This window comes from Nocardia puris, assembly GCF_003315035.1.
In the GTDB taxonomy this organism is placed as follows: Bacteria; Actinomycetota; Actinomycetes; order Mycobacteriales; family Mycobacteriaceae; genus Nocardia; species Nocardia puris.
This window is the reverse complement of the sequence record NZ_QNRE01000027.1, coordinates 17,094-33,926: the sequence shown is the minus strand read 5'-3', so window position 1 is coordinate 33,926 and position 16,833 is coordinate 17,094. Positions and strand designations below refer to the sequence as shown.

At 70.1% G+C, this 16,833-nt stretch carries 13 protein-coding genes; 4 read left to right on the top strand and 9 right to left on the bottom strand.

Annotated elements, in window-relative coordinates; all coding sequences use genetic code 11:
• From DFR74_RS33935 to DFR74_RS33900, 8 genes are all read right to left on the bottom strand, one after another.
• Positions 1 to 1,517 (bottom strand): acetate--CoA ligase (locus DFR74_RS33935; RefSeq protein WP_113975401.1); only part of this gene is annotated, 1,517 nt, incomplete at its 3' end.
• A gap of 120 nt (positions 1,518 to 1,637) precedes the next feature.
• Entirely contained in the window at positions 1,638 to 3,272 is a 1,635-nt protein-coding gene (locus DFR74_RS33930; protein WP_067514061.1) for a solute symporter family protein, read from the bottom strand.
• Positions 3,269 to 3,622, bottom strand: a complete 354-nt coding sequence (locus DFR74_RS33925) for a DUF485 domain-containing protein (protein WP_067514062.1) — start codon at positions 3,620 to 3,622, stop codon at positions 3,269 to 3,271. The genes DFR74_RS33930 and DFR74_RS33925 overlap by 4 nt, the downstream gene beginning before the upstream one ends.
• 137 nt (positions 3,623 to 3,759) lie before the next feature.
• On the bottom strand, positions 3,760 to 5,505 hold the full coding sequence (locus DFR74_RS33920) for a sodium/solute symporter (RefSeq protein ID WP_067514063.1): 1,746 nt from the start codon (positions 5,503 to 5,505) through the stop codon (positions 3,760 to 3,762).
• Positions 5,506 to 5,508: 3 nt separating this feature from the next.
• Complete coding sequence (locus tag DFR74_RS33915) at positions 5,509 to 5,874, bottom strand: hypothetical protein (RefSeq protein ID WP_232331920.1); 366 nt, start codon at positions 5,872 to 5,874, stop codon at positions 5,509 to 5,511.
• Positions 5,871 to 6,665 (bottom strand): LytR/AlgR family response regulator transcription factor, encoded by a 795-nt coding sequence (locus DFR74_RS33910; protein WP_067514064.1) that lies wholly within the window; start codon positions 6,663 to 6,665, stop codon positions 5,871 to 5,873. The genes DFR74_RS33915 and DFR74_RS33910 overlap by 4 nt, the downstream gene beginning before the upstream one ends.
• 52 nt (positions 6,666 to 6,717) lie before the next feature.
• Positions 6,718 to 7,908, bottom strand: a complete 1,191-nt coding sequence (locus DFR74_RS33905) for a sensor histidine kinase (RefSeq protein ID WP_067514065.1) — start codon at positions 7,906 to 7,908, stop codon at positions 6,718 to 6,720.
• Between the two features lie 295 nt (positions 7,909 to 8,203).
• On the bottom strand, positions 8,204 to 8,653 hold the full coding sequence (locus tag DFR74_RS33900; RefSeq protein WP_067514083.1) for a hypothetical protein: 450 nt from the start codon (positions 8,651 to 8,653) through the stop codon (positions 8,204 to 8,206).
• A gap of 246 nt (positions 8,654 to 8,899) precedes the next feature.
• Between DFR74_RS33900 and dnaE the strand changes: the two genes are divergently transcribed.
• Both dnaE and DFR74_RS33890 read left to right on the top strand, forming a co-directional pair.
• Entirely contained in the window at positions 8,900 to 12,448 is a 3,549-nt protein-coding gene (gene dnaE, locus DFR74_RS33895) for a DNA polymerase III subunit alpha (protein WP_084538184.1), read from the top strand.
• A 148-nt stretch (positions 12,449 to 12,596) separates the two neighbouring features.
• Positions 12,597 to 12,989, top strand: coding sequence for a hypothetical protein (locus DFR74_RS33890; RefSeq protein ID WP_147266027.1), 393 nt, complete (start codon positions 12,597 to 12,599; stop codon positions 12,987 to 12,989).
• Positions 12,990 to 13,056: 67 nt separating this feature from the next.
• Here DFR74_RS33890 and DFR74_RS33885 read toward each other — a convergent pair whose 3' ends face one another.
• Positions 13,057 to 13,671, bottom strand: coding sequence for a class I SAM-dependent methyltransferase (locus tag DFR74_RS33885; RefSeq protein WP_067514067.1), 615 nt, complete (start codon positions 13,669 to 13,671; stop codon positions 13,057 to 13,059).
• Between the two features lie 75 nt (positions 13,672 to 13,746).
• Between DFR74_RS33885 and treZ the strand changes: the two genes are divergently transcribed.
• A complete protein-coding gene (treZ, locus tag DFR74_RS33880; RefSeq protein WP_067514068.1) occupies positions 13,747 to 15,480 on the top strand; it encodes a malto-oligosyltrehalose trehalohydrolase in 1,734 nt (577 codons plus the stop codon).
• 63 nt (positions 15,481 to 15,543) lie between these two features.
• Positions 15,544 to 16,761 (top strand): serine hydrolase domain-containing protein, encoded by a 1,218-nt coding sequence (locus DFR74_RS33875; protein ID WP_084538187.1) that lies wholly within the window; start codon positions 15,544 to 15,546, stop codon positions 16,759 to 16,761.
• The last annotated feature ends 72 nt before the right edge of the window (positions 16,762 to 16,833 follow it).

Below are 16,833 nucleotides of genomic sequence, written 5' to 3'. Positions count from 1 at the left end.
CCGGCGAAGTACCAGCCGTGTTCGGCGAAGCGTTCCCAGTAGGTTTGGCGGTAGCGGTCCATGTCGCCCCAGATGCCCCGCAGCATCGACGGCCAGGGTTCGGTGAGGACGAGGTAGCCGTTGGCCTCGGTCTCGCCGTGCCGCAAGGGATTCGCGTCGTCGTCCACCACGGCGGTGACGATGCCGGGCAGGGGTGCTTGTGCCGCACCGGGTTTGGCGGCGGTGACGCCGGGCAGCGGGGAGATCATGATCGCGCCCGTCTCGGTCTGCCACCACGTGTCCACCACGGGCGCGCGATCCGCGCCGAGGTGGTGGCGGTACCAGCGCCACGCTTCGGGGTTGATCGGCTCGCCCACCGAGCCCAATAGCCGCAGCGACGAAAGGTCGTGTGCCGCCGGGACTTCCGGGCCCCACTTCATGAACGTGCGGATCAGCGTGGGCGCCGTGTAATAGATGGTGGCGCGGTGCTTTTCGATGATCTCGAAGTGCCGGTGCTCGTTCGGCGTGTTCGGGGTGCCTTCGTAGACGATTTGGGTGGCGCGGTTGGCGAGGGGGCCGTAGACGATGTAGCTGTGGCCGGTGACCCAGCCGATGTCGGCGGTGCACCAGTAGATGTCGGTGTCGGGTTTGTGGTCGAAGACGTTGTGGTGGGTGTAGGCGGCTTGGGTGAGGTAGCCGCCGCTGGTGTGGAGGATGCCTTTGGGTTTTCCGGTGGTGCCGGAGGTGTAGAGGATGAACAGGGGGTGTTCGGCGTCGAAGGGTTGGGCTTCGTGGTCGGGGGAGGCGGCGGCGACCGTCTCGTGCCACCACAGGTCACGGCCCTCACGCATCGGCGTCTCGATCCCCGTGCGCGCCACGACCAAGACGTGCTCGACGGTCGAGAGGTCCTCACCCAGGGCCTCGTCGACGGCGGTCTTGAGCGGTGTGGGCACGCCGCGGCGGTACTGGCCGTCGGTGGTGACGATCAGCCGGGCGCCCGCGTCGTCCACGCGCTGGCGCAGGGCGGCGGGGGAGAAGCCCGCGAACACCACCGAGTGCGTGAGGCCCAGGCGCGCGCAGGCCAGCATCGCGACGATCGCCTCGGGGATCATCGGCATGTAGATCGCGACCCGATCCCCGCCGACCAGGCCGAGTTCGGTGAAGTAGTTCGCGGCGCGCGAAACCTCGTGCAGCAGATCGCGATACGTCAGCGTGCGGGAGTCGCCGGGCTCGCCTTCGAACAGGATCGCGGGTTTGTCGCCGTACCCGTCGGCGACGTGGCGATCCACGCAGTTGTAGGCGACGTTGAGCTGTCCGCCGACGAACCATTTCGCGACCGGCGCGTCGCTCCAGTCCAGCACCTGGTCCCACTGGCGATGCCAGTGCAGGCGCCCGGCCTGCTCCGCCCAGAAGCCCAGCCGGTCCGCCTCGGCCGCGGCGTAGAGCGAGGCGTCGGCGTTGGCCTGCGCGGCGAACTCGGGGCTCGGCGGGAACGCCTCGGGGAGGGTGTGCACATCGTCGGTGGTCGCACTGGTCACGTTCTATCTCCTATCGACTTCAGTGAGAACGGCGATGGGGCCGGGTCCCGAACATGTCCGGGACCCGGCCGGCGCCGCGCCGTTGCGGCGGTCTGTGCGGTCCCGGCCGGGACCGGGCGGTCAGTGCACGACCGCTTTCTCCGCGCCCACCCCGGTGAGCGAGCGGACCTCCATCTCGGCGGCCTTGTCCGGGTTCTCCGGCGTGCGGCCGCCCAGCAGGGTGCCGATCACGCCGAGCGCGAACGCCAGCGGGATGGAGACGATGCCGGGGTTCGACAGCGGGAACCAGTCGAAGTCGGCGCTCGGCAGCATCGCGGTGGCGCTGCCCGACACGGCGGGCGAGAACACGATCAGCACGATGGTCGAGATCAGGCCGCCGTACATGCTCCACAGCGCGCCGGTGGTGTTGAAGCGCCGCCAGAACAGCGAGTACACGATGGTCGGCAGGTTCGCCGCCGCCGCGACCGCGAAGGCCAGCGCCACCAGGAAGGCGATGTTCTGCCCGTTGGCCAGGATGCCCAGGCCGATGGCCAGCACGCCGATCACCACCGCCGTGATGCGCGAGACCCGCACCTGCGCCGACTCGTCGGCCTTGCCGCGCTTGAGCACGCTGCCGTAGATGTCGTGGGCGAACGAGGCCGCCGCGGTGATGGTGAGGCCCGCGACCACCGCGAGGATGGTGGCGAACGCGACCGCCGAGATGACGCCCAGCAGCAGCACCCCGCCCAGTTCGAAGGCCAGCAGCGGCGCCGCCGAGTTCTGGCCGCCCGCCGAGGCGAGGATGCGATCGGGGCCGACGATGGCCGCCGCGCCGTAGCCCAGCACCAGCGTGAACAGGTAGAACGCGCCGATCAGGCCGATCGCCCACACCACCGAGCGCCGGGCCTCCTTGGCCGTGGGCACGGTGTAGAAGCGCATCAGCACGTGCGGTAGGCCCGCGGTGCCCAGCACCAGCGCCAGGCCGAGGGAGAGAAAGTTCAGCTTGGACATCTCGCTGCCGCCGTACTGCGCGCCGGGCGCCAGCACGTCGCGGGCGGCGACGGCCTCACTGGCCGAGCCGGACACCATGGACTGCGCCGAGCCGAGCAGTTCGGAGAAGTCGAACCCGAACTTGGCCAGCACCATCAGCGTCATCAGCCCGGCGCCGCTGATCAGCAGCACCGCCTTGATGATCTGCACCCACGTGGTGCCCTTCATGCCGCCGACCAGCACGTAGATGATCATCAGCACGCCGACCACCGCGATCACGATGGACTGCCCGGCCCGGTCGGAGATATCGAGCAGCAGCGCCACCAGGCCGCCCGCGCCCGCCATCTGCGCCAGCAGGTAGAACAGCGACACGGTGAGCGTGGACAGCGCGGCGGCGGTGCGCACCGGGCGTTCCTTCAGGCGGAAGCTCAGCACGTCGGCCATGGTGAATTTGCCGGTGTTGCGCAGCATTTCGGCGACCAGCAGCAGCGCCACCAGCCACGCCACCAGGAAGCCGATGGAGTAGAGGAAGCCGTCGTAGCCGTACACCGCGATCGCGCCTGCGATGCCGAGGAAGCTCGCGGCCGAGAGGTAGTCGCCCGCGATGGCGACGCCGTTCTGCGGGCCGGAGAAGCCGCGCCCGCCGGTGAAGTAGTCGGCGGCGGTGGAGTTGTTGCGGCTGGCGCGGATCACCACGACCATCGTGACGGCGACGAACAGGCCGAAGATGGCGATATTGGCGAGCGGGTTGCCGACCGTGCTCGCGGCCAGGTACTGGGTGCTCATGCCTTGCCCTCCATCTGCTCGCGGATGGCGGCGGCGCGCGGGTCGAGTTCGCGATTGGCGAAGCGCACGTACAGGCCGGTGATCGCGAAGGTGGTGACGAACTGCGCCAGCCCGAGCAGCAGGCCGACGTTGACATTGCCGAACACCGTGGCCGACATGAAGTCGTGCGCGTAGGCGCCGAGCAGCACGTAGCTCAGATACCAGATCAGGAACACGGCGGTCATCGGGAACACGAAGCGGCGCAGGCGGGTGCGCAGCTCTTGGAACTGCGGGCTGGCCTGCACGGCGGCGAAGTCGGCGGCGCTCGGTGGGCGCGGTGACGTGGTGCCGTCGAGGTCGATACTGGTCATCGGATCGTCCTAGCGTGTGACGTGGCTTACTCCGGTGAAGGTAGACCGCGGCGGTGCCCCTGGAACCCTGTGTCGCGGGTCACGTCCGTGAAGGTGCCGATCCGTGCGGTGAACGGTCGCCACGGTGCGACGAACGGTCAGCCCGCCCGCAGCCCGCGTTCCCGGTCCGAACCCATCCCCAGCCGTTCCGGGGCGTGCATGCGCACGAACACCCGCCGCACCGCGCGCGGTCCGGGCCCGCGGGTCGCCAGGCTCACCCCGATCATGGTGAGGAACGCCAGCGGCACGCTCACCGCCGCCGGATAGCCGAGGATCGCCGAAAGCCAGCCGTTCGCCACCGATTCCGGCACACCGCCCGCCACCGAGACCGCCGTGGCGCCGCCCGCGGCCGAGCCGCCCGTGATCAGGCCCGCCGCAGCGCCTTTCGCGGTGAGCCCGCGCCACCAGATGCCGAGCACGAGCAGCGGGCACAGCGTGGACGCGGCCACCGAGAACGCCAGCGCCACCGTCCTGGACAGATCCAGAGAGGCGACGGTGAGCGAAAGCCCCAGCGGCACAGCGCCGGCCACCAGCGCGGCCACCCGGAAATCGCGGATGCGCCCGCGCAGTACATCGGTGCTGAGCACGCCCGCGATGCTCACCAGCAGCCCCGACGACGTGGACAGGAACGCGGCGATCGCGCCCGCCGCGACCAGCGCCGCCAGCAGTTGGCCGGGCAACCCGCTCAGCACCGACCCCGGCAGCAGCAGCACGGCCGCGTCGGAAGTGCCGGTGATGAGCAGTTGCGGCACATAGAGCCTCGCGAACACGCCGAGCAGCGTCGGGAACAGGTAGAACATGCCGACCAAGCCGATCACGGCCAGTGCGGTGGCGCGGGCCGCGCGCCCGTCGGGGTTGGTGTAGAAACGCACCAGCACGTGCGGCAGGCCCATCGTGCCCAGGAACGTCGCGATCATCAGCGAATACACCTGGTAGGTGGGGTGAGTGCCGCCGAAACCGCCGCCCGTGGTCAGCCAGCTCGCGCCGTCGGCGGGCGCGCCCGCCACCACCGGCACCGTCGCGCCCGCGTCGAGGACGAGTTCGCTGTCCGCGCCCAGCACGTGCTCGCCGGGGGTGAGCGTGACCGGTCCGTCGACCGCGCGCCCGTCCAGGGTTCCCGTGATCGACACCGTTTGCGGCGCCCCGACCTGTACCACCACGTCGGTGGTGACGTCGACGGTGGTGCGCTCGGCGACGACGGGTGGCGCGGGCGCGCCGAGTTCTCGATCCTCGCCGAGGAAGTGCGCGAACAGCACCAGCGCGGGCAGCGCGACGGCGGTGAACTTCAGCCAGTACTGGAACGCCTGCACCAGCGTGATGGAGCGCATGCCGCCGCCGGTGACGTTCGCGATGACGATGGCGCCCACCGCCACCGCGCCCACCCAGCTCGGCACGTCGAGCAGGATGCGCAGCGTGAGGCCCGCGCCCTGGAACTGGGGGATGAGGTACACCGCGCACACCAGCACCACCACGACCGCGGCGAGCTTGCGCAAACGCGCCGAGCCGAGCCGGAATTCGGCGAAGTCGGGCACCGTGTACGCGCCGGAGCGCCGCAGCGGCGCGGCCACGAACAGCAGCAGGCCGAGATAGCCCGCCGTGAAACCCACCGGATACCACAGCGCGTCGGCCCCGTATTTGGCGATGAGCCCGGCCACGCCCAGAAACGAAGCGGCCGAGAGATATTCGCCGGAGATGGCGGCCGCGTTCCAGCCGGGGCCCACGCTGCGGGAGGCGACCAGGAAGTCGGAGGTGGTGCGCGCCATGCGCACCCCGTAGGCGCCGATGGCCACGGTGGCGACGGCGGCGAGCAGCAGCGCGACCAGGGTGAGAGCGGGGGCGCCCACGGTTCAGTCCCCGGTCACGTCGAGGAAGTCCTCCTCGTTGCGTTCGGCCAGCTTCACGTACAGGCGCGCCATCAAGTACAGCGCCGGATAGACCGCGAAGCCCAGCAGCAGCCACGGCAGCCGCACCCCGAACACCACGGCCTCTCCGAGCGCGGTGACGCCGAACAGCACCGGCAGCGCGCCGAACGTCACCACCGCCACCAGCGCGAACCGCAGCGCCAGACCCAGCTGGGCCCGGATCAGCCCGCCGATCAGCGCCTCACCGATCTCGGTCTGCTCGGCCAGTTCCACCCGCGCCCGCACCCGTCGGGCGCCGCGCCGTTCGGCCAGGACCACGCGTTCGCGGGCGGGGCGCTGCGGGCCGGTCACCGGTGTGTCCAGGTCTGGCGGGGCCCGTGCACCAGGCGCTGTTTGAGTTCGCGAACCTGGCGGCGGCTCACCGGGAGTTCGACGGCGGCCGCGCCGCCCTCGGCGCGCAGGCACACCACGGTGCCGTTGCCGACCGTGCGCAACCCGGTCACCAGGCGCAGGGCGACCAGGTAGGAGCGGTGCACGCGCAGGAAACCGGCGTCCTGCCACCGGGATTCGAGCGCCGAGAGCGGGATGCGCACCAGGTGCGACCCGGCGGTGGTGTGCAGGCGGGCGTAGTCGCCGTCGGCCTCCACCCAGCTCACCGCGTTGCGGTGCACGAGGGTGGTGACGCCGCCGAGCTCCACCGGGATCACCTCGTTCGGATCCGCGCGGGGCGCGGCGGCGGGCGGTGGGGCGGTGCGGGTCTGGGTGATGCGGCGCACGGCCTCGGCCAGGCGCGCCTCGCGCAGCGGTTTGAGCAGGTAGTCCACCGCGCCGAGGTCGAAGGCGCCGACCGCGCGGTCGTCGTGGGCGGTCACGAACACCACGGCGGGCGGATTCGCGAATTCGGACAGGATGCCCGCGAGCTCCATCCCGTCCAGGCCGGGCATGTTGATGTCGAGGAAGACGGCATCCACGGGGTGGGTGCGCAGCACCCGCAGCGCGCCGGTCGCGTCGCCCGCCGAGTGGATCTCGCCGACCTCGGGCTGGGTGCGCAGCAGGTACACCAGCTCGTCCAGAGCGGGTTTCTCGTCGTCCACGGCGAGCACGCGCAGCGCGCTCGCTCCCTTGTCGGTGTTCTGCGTCACAACCCGTCCATGGTAAGGGTCGGCCCGCGTCCGACTGGCGGGAGTCGGCGGCTCAGGCCCGCACGCCGGCGCGGAACTTCGGAACCCGCAGGCTCACTTTGGTTCCCGCGCCGGGCGCCGTCTCCACCACCAGGCCGTAGTCGTCGCCGAACGCGGCGCGCAACCGGTCGTCGACGTTGGCGAGGCCGACGTGCGCGGATTCGCCGGACCCCGCCGGGCCGGTGGCGACGGCGTCCAGCGCGCCGGAGCGCAACAGCTCCGGATCCATGCCCGAGCCGTCGTCCTCCACGGCGATGAGGCAGTCGGTGCCCGCGTCGGTGGCCTCGAGGGTGATGGTGCCGCCGCCCGCGCGGCCCGCGATGCCGTGGCGCACCGCGTTCTCCACCAGCGGTTGCAGCGCGAGGAACGGCAGCACCACCCCCAGCACCTCCGGCGCGATGCGCAACCGCACCTGCAACGCGTCGCCGAAGCGGGCGCGCTCCAGCGCGAGATAGCGCTCGATATTGCGCAGTTCCTCCGACAGGACGGTGAATTCGCCCGCCGCCCGGAAGGAGTAGCGGGTGAAGTCGGCGAATTCGAGGATCAGTTCGCGGGCGCGGTCGGGATCGGTGCGCACGAACGAGGCGATGGTGTTGAGCGCGTTGTAGATGAAGTGCGGGCTGATCTGCGCGCGCAGCGCCCGGACTTCGGCGCGGTCCAGGCGGGCGCGCGAGGCGTCGAGTTCGGCGAGTTCCAGTTGGCCGCAGGCGTAGCGGGCGACCTCGGCGACCGCGCCGAGCAGACCGGGGCCGGGCTTGCCCCCGGTGACCACGCCCAGCGCGCCCGCGACGCCGTTGTTCTCGATCAGCAGCGGTTGCGCGACCAGCGTGCGCGCGCCGTGCTCGGCGTGGGCGGGCCCGGCGACCAGCACCGGGCGCTCCCCGGCAATGGCGCGCCGGGCGGCGTCGGCGAACACCTCGGTGAGGTCTTCGTGCGGTCCGTCCCAGGCCAGCAACGTCGCGTCGGCGTCGGCGACGCCCAGCGCCACGGCTCCGGTGAGCGCCCGCAGATGCGGTGCCGCCTCTTGCGCCGACTCCTCGGTGAGCCCCCGTCGCAACGGCACCGCCGCCAGTGACGCCGTGTGCAGGGCCGAGTGCACCGCCCGCTCCGCAGGGGTCGTCACCACGCGGCGGGTGCCCAACCACACCAGCAGCGCCCCGCCCACCGCCGCCAGCACGGCTACGACCACGGCGGTGGCGGTCACCTCCGACCTCCGACCATCTTCCGATTATGTCCCGGTCGTCGCGGTGAGCCGTGCCGGCGGCGCGGTCGTGCACGAGGCTTGCGGTTCTCGGCCGAGCGGACCTGTTCGCGGCGGTGCGCGTCGTTGTGGACGGTGTCGACGTAGGACGTCGGGCCGCCGGGGGATGACGGCGGCGATGCGCAGGCCGGATCGCCGGTGCGGGCCGATCGCCCGTGACGGCGGTGAGATCCGGCCGTGGCCGGGCAACAGCGGATCGCGGGCGCGCGAAACGCCGCGATCACCCTGGTAGCCCGGATCAGCCCTGGTACTCGGAGACGGTGAATTCCAGCGTGCCCGGTTCGGGAATGTGGGCCTGCCCGATGGTGACGGTGCCGGTGAACGTGCCGACGCCCGGGCTGAAGAGCGCGCCGCGCCCGTCGTTCATCCAGTAGCCGGGGCCGTTGGCGGTGCGGGTGACCGAACCGGTCTCGCCGGTCTCGGTGTTGCGCCAGTTCAGCGTGACCGGCAGGGAGCAGGTGCCCACGCCCCACATCGTGGTGGACACGGTGAACGCCGCGGCCTCCGGATAGGCGTCCCCGGCGACCGACGCGTCGACCTGGGCGATGCACAGGCCCTGCGTGAGCGAGTAGGCGGTCTGGAACTCGCCGCCGTTGGCGGCGGCCGGCGCCGCGGTGGCAGTGAGCGCCACGACCGCCAGTGCGGCGGGCAGCCCGAGCGTGAAACCTGTCTTGATCTTGGTGGTCATCGTCGACACCTCGATACGGATCGTCGCGGATTCGTGGTCTGCGTGCCCGGCCGACGCTACCAGCGCCACCCGCCCCGCACCGGCCGTTCCGCGACGCGCCGGTGACGTTCGACACCGACACGCCGAGGGTTCCTGGGACTTCGCGACAGCGTGCGTTTCCCGCCGCGTGGCGGTCGAAACGTGTCGGTGGGGCGTGCCTAGAATCGCTAGGCCAACCCCCGTCGAGACCAGGAGGGAAGGACTGTCTTGGCCGCGTCCGGATCGTTCGTTCACCTGCACAACCACACCGAATATTCGATGCTGGACGGTGCCGCCAAGATCTCCCCGCTCTTCGCCGAGGCGAAGCGTCTCGGCATGACCGCCGTCGGCATGACCGACCACGGCAACATGTACGGCGCGTCCGAGTTCTACAACTCCGCCACCAAGGCCGGCGTCAAGCCGATCATCGGCATCGAGGCCTACATCGCGCCCGCGTCCCGCTTCGACACCAAGCGCATCCAGTGGGGCGATCCCAGCCAGAAGAGCGACGACGTCTCGGGTTCGGGCGCCTACACCCACATGACGATGGTCGCCGAGACCGCGACCGGCCTGCGCAACCTGTTCAAGCTGTCCAGCCTCGCGTCCATCGAGGGCCAGCTCGGCAAGTGGGCGCGCATGGACGCCGAGATCATCGCTCAGCACGCCGAGGGCATCATCGCCACCACCGGCTGCCCCTCCGGCGAGGTGCAGACCCGCCTGCGCCTCGGCCACGACCGCGAGGCGCTCGAGGCCGCCGCCAAGTGGCAGGAGATCTTCGGCAAGGACAACTTCTTCCTCGAGGTGATGGACCACGGCCTGTCCATCGAGCGCCGGGTCCGCGAGGGCCTGCTCGAGATCGGGCGCACACTCGACATCCCGCCGCTGGCCACCAACGACTGCCACTACGTGCACGAATCTGACGCGGCCAACCACGAGGCGCTGCTGTGCGTGCAGACCGGCAAGACGCTGTCCGACCCCACCCGCTTCAAGTTCGACGGCTCCGGCTACTACCTCAAGAGCGCCGAGGAGATGCGCGCGATCTGGGACGCCGAAGTCCCCGGCGCGTGCGACAACACCGAATGGATCGGCGAGCGCGTCCAGTCCTACGAGGACGTGTGGGCCCACCACGACCGGATGCCGATCTTCCCGGTGCCCGAGGGCGAGACCCAGGCCTCGTGGCTGCACAAGGAAGTGATGCGCGGGCTGGACCGCCGCTTCCCGAACGGCGTGCCCGACGAATACGTGCGCCGGGCCGAGTACGAGCTGAACGTCATCTGCGAGATGGGCTTTCCCGCCTACTTCCTCGTGGTCGGCGACCTGATCAACCACGCGCGCGAGGTCGGCATCCGCGTCGGCCCCGGCCGCGGTTCGGCCGCCGGTTCGCTGGTGGCCTACGCCATGGGCATCACGAACATCGACCCGATCCCGCACGGTCTGCTGTTCGAGCGATTCCTCAATCCCGAGCGCGTCTCGATGCCCGATATCGATATCGACTTCGACGATCGCCGCCGCGGTGAGATGGTCCGCTACGCCACCGACAAATGGGGCAGCGACCGCGTCGCCCAGGTCATCACCTTCGGCACGATTAAAACCAAGGCCGCGATCAAGGACTCGGCGCGCGTCCAGTTCGGCCAGCCCGGTTTCGCCATCGCCGACCAGATCTCCAAGGCGCTGCCGCCGCCGATCATGGCCAAGGACATCCCGCTCTCGGGGATCATGGATCCCGAGCACGAGCGGTACAAGGAAGCCGCCGAGGTCCGCGAACTCATCGGCAACAACCCCGATGTCGCCAAGATCTACGAGACCGCGCGCGGCCTCGAGGGCCTGATCCGCAACGCGGGCGTGCACGCCTGCGCGGTGATCATGTCCTCCGAACCGCTGATGGAAGCGATCCCGGTCTGGAAGCGGCCCCAGGACGGCGCGATCATCACCGGCTGGGACTACCCGTCGTGCGAGGCCATCGGCCTGCTCAAGATGGACTTCCTCGGCCTGCGCAACCTCACCGTCATCGGTGACGCGCTGGACAACATCAAGGCCAATCGCGGCATCGACCTCGATATGGACAACCTGCCGCTGGACGATCCGCCCACCTACGAATTGCTCTCGCGCGGTGACACTCTCGGTGTGTTCCAGCTCGACGGCAGCGCCATGCGCGACCTGCTGCGCCGCATGCAGCCCACCGGCTTCGAGGACATCGTCGCCGTGCTCGCGCTGTACCGCCCCGGCCCGATGGGCATGAACGCCCACAACGACTACGCCGACCGCAAGAACGGGCGCCAAGAGGTCAAGCCGATCCACCCCGAGCTGGAGGAGCCGCTCAAAGAGATCCTGGCCGACACCTACGGGTTGATCGTGTACCAGGAGCAGATCATGCAGATCGCGCAGAAGGTGGCCGGGTACTCCCTCGGCCGAGCCGATATCCTGCGCCGCGCCATGGGCAAGAAGAAGGCCGAAGTGCTGGCCGCGGAGTTCGAGGGCTTCGAAGAGGGCATGCTGGCCAACGGCTTCTCCAAACCGGCCATCAAGGCGCTGTGGGACACCATCCTCCCGTTCGCCGGGTACGCGTTCAACAAATCGCACGCGGCGGGCTACGGCCTGGTGTCGTTCTGGACCGCCTATCTCAAGGCGAACTACCCCGCCGAGTACATGGCGGGCCTGCTCACCTCCGTCGGCGACGACAAGGACAAGGCCGCCGTCTACCTGTCGGACTGCCGCAAACTGGGCATCACGGTGCTGCCGCCGGATGTGAACGAGTCCGAGCAGAACTTCGCCTCGGTCGGCAAGGACATCCGTTTCGGTCTCGGCGCGGTGCGCAACGTCGGCGCCAACGTGGTGTCCTCGATCATCCAGGCGCGCAAGGAGAAGTCGAAGTTCACCGACTTCTCCGACTACCTGAACAAGATCGACGCCGTGGCCTGCACCAAGAAGGTCACCGAATCCCTCATCAAGGCGGGCGCGTTCGACTCCCTCGGCCATCCCCGCAAGGGCCTGATGCTCATCCACTCCGACGCCATCGACGCGGTGATGACCACCAAGAAGGCCGAGGCGATGGGTCAGTTCGACCTGTTCGGCGGGCTCGACGACGGTGACGATTCGGTGGCCTCGGTGTTCAATGTCGCGGTCCCCGAGGAGGAGTGGGAGACCAAGCACAAGCTGGCGCTCGAGCGCGAGATGCTGGGCCTGTACGTGTCCGGGCATCCGCTCAACGGCGTGGAGCACGTGCTCGCCGCCCAGGCCGACACCCAGATCCCCGCCATCCTCGAAGGCGATGTCAAGGACGGTCAGCAGGTCACCCTGGGCGGCATCCTCGCCTCGGTGAACCGGCGCATCAACAAGAACGGCCTGGCCTGGGCGTCGGCGCAGCTCGAGGACCTCACCGGTGGCATCGAGGTGCTGTTCTTCCCGCAGGCGTACTCGGTGTACGGCGCCGACGTGGTGGAGGACGCGGTCGTGCTGGTGAAGGCGCGCGTCTCGGTGCGCGACGACCGGATCTCGCTGATCGCCAACGACCTCGCCGTCCCCGACCTGTCGTCCATCGGCGTCGCGAAACCGTTGTCGGTCACCATCTCCACCCGCATGTGCACCCCCGACAAGGTCTCCGAACTCAAGCGCGTCCTCTCCCGCCACCCCGGCACCTCCGACGTGCACCTGCGCCACGTCGGCGCCCGCGAGAAGACCACCCTGCTCAAACTCGACGACAGCCTCCGCGTCTCCCCGTCCTCGGCCCTGTTCGGCGACCTCAAAGCCCTCCTCGGCCCGAGCTGCCTCACGGCGTGAGCGGTCGCGGATTCGGCTGCGCGCGTGCGTGATTCACGGTGCGGCCGTCGGTTCCCGGCGGCCTTAACCGCTTCTTCAGCGAACCGTAAGGGCAGTGGGGGAGGTTGGGCCGGTCCAATTTCACCCTGGAGACAATGGGAATCCGGTCATGGCAAGAATCTTGCGCTCTGCGCGTGGCGTGCTGGTCGCGCTGGTGGTTTTCGGCACCGTCGCGGCGGTGTTCGCGGCGACGGCACGGGCGGGTAGCTACTCGCAGATCCGGTTCGCGCCGGGGACGAACGCGGCGACCGTCGACGGTGCGGTGGTCCGCGGCGACCTCGACGTGTACCTCGTGGAGGCGGGTGCCGGGCAGACGGTGACGGTGCGCGTCGAGTCGGTCGAGGACAACGCGGTGATCAACTTCGCCACGGGCAACGGCTACCTGCTGCTGGAGGAGCAGCGGTGGGGACAGGTGGTGTTGCCCGCCGACGACAACTACAGCCTGGTGGTGATGCCGACGCGCGGCAACGCGACGTACTCGGTCCACATCCAGATCGACTGACGGTCCGCACGCGGAAGGTCCGGCTCGCGCAGCCGGACCTTCCGCGTGCGTGGCGATCACATACGCGCTACGCGGAGACCGCGACTCCCAGGCTGAGCGCCGCGAGGAACCTCGGCCCCTCGGCGTAGTACACATCCAGGTCGCGGATCTCGAACCCCGCCGCCTCCACGATGCCGCGGATATCGCGGTCCAGATTGCAGCCACCGGCCACGGCGTTCTGGATCGGATTCAACCGGTGCTGCCACGTCTGCACCCCCGCGTCGGGTGCGAGGCCGTGCTCCACGAAATGCAGTGTGCCGCCGGGCACGAGGACTCGGCGCACCTCGCTCAGGGCGGCGGCGACGTCGGGGATGGTGCACAGCGTCCAGGTGGACAGCGCCGTCTCGAAACTGTTGTCGGCGAACGGCAGTGCCTGCCCGTCCAGCCCCGCCCGCTCGATCGGCACCTTCGCCCGCTCGAGACGCTTGGCGGCCAGTTTCCAGCCGAGGTCGGCGGGCTCCACCGCGCTGATCGAGCGTACGGCCTCGGGATAGAACGGCACGTTGAAGCCGGACCCGAACCCGATCTCGACCACCCGCCCGTGCAACCCGGAGCACACGCGGGCGCGCTCCCGATCGTTGGCCTTCATCCCGCAGGCGAGGTTCACGAGGCGGGGGACGACCTGATCCCGATAGATTCCCACCGCTCCACTCTGGCACAGCGGATGCGCCGGTGTCGCCGGGATGAGACATCCGCCGGTGCATGCGATGCTGGCGCGGTGACTCTCTTCGAGGTGTGGGCGCCATACGCCGAGACGGTCCGACTCGATCTGGACGGGGTGGTGCTCCCGCTGACGCGAGCCACGAACGGGAGGTGGCGGGCCGAGTACCCGGCCGGGAACGGCGCGCGATACGGCTTCCTCCTCGACGACGATCCGACCGTGCTGCCCGATCCGCGCTCACCCCGCCAACCCGACGGCGTGCACGCGCGCTCGGCGGTGCACACCCTCGATCCGGCGGGCTGGACCGATCAGGACTGGACCGGTCGCCCGCTGGCCGGATCGGTGTTCTACGAACTGCACATCGGCACCTTCACCCCCGAGGGCACGTTCGACGCGGCGATCGAGCGTCTGGGTCACTTGGTCGACCTCGGTGTCACAGTGGTCGAGGTGATGCCGGTGAACGCCTTCGACGGCACCCACAACTGGGGGTACGACGGCGTCCTCTGGTACGCGGTGCACGAGTCCTACGGCGGCCCGGACGGTCTGCAACGCTTCGTGAACGCTTGTCACGCACGAGGTTTGGCGGTGTGCCTGGATGTGGTGCACAACCACCTCGGCCCCTCGGGCAACTACCTGCCGCGCTTCGGGCCGTATCTGACCGAGGGCCGCAACACGTGGGGCCAGAGCCTGAACCTCGACGGTCCCGGCTCGGACCAGGTGCGCCGCCACATCCTCGACAACGCGCTGCGCTGGTTGCGCGAATTCCACGTCGACGCCCTGCGTTTGGACGCCGTGCACGCCTTGGTCGACCGCACCGCCACGCACCTGCTCGCCGAATTGTCCGCCGAGACCGAACGTCTCGCCGCGCACGTGCGCAGGCCGCTGACGCTGATCGCCGAGAGCGACCTCAACGACCCGCGGCTCATTACGCCGCGCGCGGCGGGCGGCTACGGACTCACGGGGCAGTGGAACGACGACCTGCACCACGCCGTGCACACCGCGGTGTCCGGCGAACGGCAGGGCTACTACACCGATTTCGGCTCGCTGGCCTGTCTCGCTCGCACGCTGACACACGGATTCTTCCACGCCGGAACGTATTCCAGCTTTCGCGGCCGCAGACACGGTACGCCGCTGGACCGTTCGGTGGTGCCGGGCTCGGCGCTGCTCGCCTACACCTGTACCCACGATCAGGTGGGCAATCGCGCGCTCGGCGACCGGCCCAGCGCGTATCTCACCGACGGGCAGCTGGCCGTGAAGGCGGCGCTGGTACTGTGCTCGCCGTTCACGCCGATGCTGTTCATGGGCGAGGAGTGGGGTGCGCGCACGCCGTTCCAGTTCTTCACCTCGCACACCGATCCGGTGATCGGCGCGGCCACCGCGAGCGGGCGCAAGGCGGAGTTCGCCGAGCACGGCTGGTCCACCGACGAGGTGCCCGATCCACAGGACCCGGCGACGTTCCTGCGGTCGAAGCTGGACTGGGCCGAACTCGCCGACCCCGCGCGGGCCCGGCTGCTGGACTGCTACCGGGCGCTGCTCGCGCTGCGCCGGGCCCGCCCCGAGCTGACCGATCCCGCGCTGCCCGACGTCCGGGTGGCCTACGACGAGCGGGAGCGCTGGATCGTGGTGCATCGCGGCCGGTTACACCTGCTGTGCAATCTGTCGGAGGATCCGGTGCGGATCCCGGTGACCGGATATTCGCTGCTGTCCTGGGAACCGGCGACCGAAGGTCCCACCGCCACCACGGTTCCCGCGCACTCGTTCACGATCCTGGACGACGGACTGCACGGATAACGGAACGTCAACTGTCCCGGACAGATGCTCGACGCGGGCGCGTCGCGCCGCTACCGTGGGTTGATGAGCAACGTGGCTTCGGTCGACGGCAGCGCGGCCGTCGAATTCGGTCCGCTGGTCCGCGCTTTCGGCAAGGCCTTCGGCCATCGACCAGGGGCGGGTGCGGCGCTGGCCGTGCACCTGGACGGCGAACCGCTGGTCGACATCTGGACCGGCGCCACGGGCGGTGTGCCGTGGACGCGGGACACGGGCTCGATCGTGTTCTCCGCGACCAAGGGCCTCACCGCCACCGTCATCCACCGGCTGGCCGACCGCGGACTGCTCGACTACGACGCCCCCGTCGCGGAGTACTGGCCGCTGTTCGCCGCGCGCGGCAAGGGCGCGATCACGGTCCGGCAGGTCATGACGCACAGCGCGGGCCTGTCCTCGCTGGCCCCGCTCGCCCGCCGCGTCGAGGACGTCCTCGACCACGAACTCATGGAGAGCCGCCTGGCCACGGCCGCGCCGGACCGGCTGCTCGGTGTCCCCGCCTATCACGCGCTGACCTTCGGCTGGCTGCTGGCTGGACTGGCCCGCGCGATCACCGGCAAGAGCATGGGGCAGCTGTACCGCGAGGAGATCTCGGACCCGCTCGGGCTGGACGGGCCGTATCTCGGTCTGCCGCCTGCGGATTCGGCGACGGTGTACGCGCCGCTCACCGGCAACCAGCTGGGCGCGCTCGGCACCCCGGTCGGCTCGAATGTGCTGCGCCGCTCGCATCTGCTGCCCGGCGCACTCGGCGCGGCCACCCGCTGCCTGTTCCTGCCCGGGATGGAACGCATCCTCGAGGGTGAACAGCCGCCGATCCTGCGGACCGAGATGGGCGCGGGCAACGGCGTGTGCAGCGCGTCGACGATGGCGAGCGTGTACGGCGCGGTGGTGGGCGGTCCGGCCGTCGACGGCAGGCCATACCTGTCCCCGGGAACCGTGCGCGCGCTCGGCCGGGTGCACACCTATCACCTGGACCGCGCGCTGTTCTACGCGCCGATGATGTGGCACCTGGGCTACCACTCGCTGCCGGCGCCGGGCGGGCGGCGCGGACTCGGGCACATCGGGCTCGGCGGTTCGTTCGGCTGGGCCGATCCGGCGCGGCGGCTCTCGGTGGGCTTCGTGCACAACCGGCTGGCGCTGCCGCAACTGGGCGCCGACCAGTTCGCGGCGATGTGGCTGGTCCCGTTGATCGTGCGCTGCCTGCGCGCGGGCCGCCGCGGCGCATCCGAGGTGGTGCCGGCGGCGGCTTGACGCGGCGGAGGTCCGGACGGGGTGGTCTGCGCGCGGCCGCCTGACGCGGCGGGACGGCGAAGCTCGGGTGGT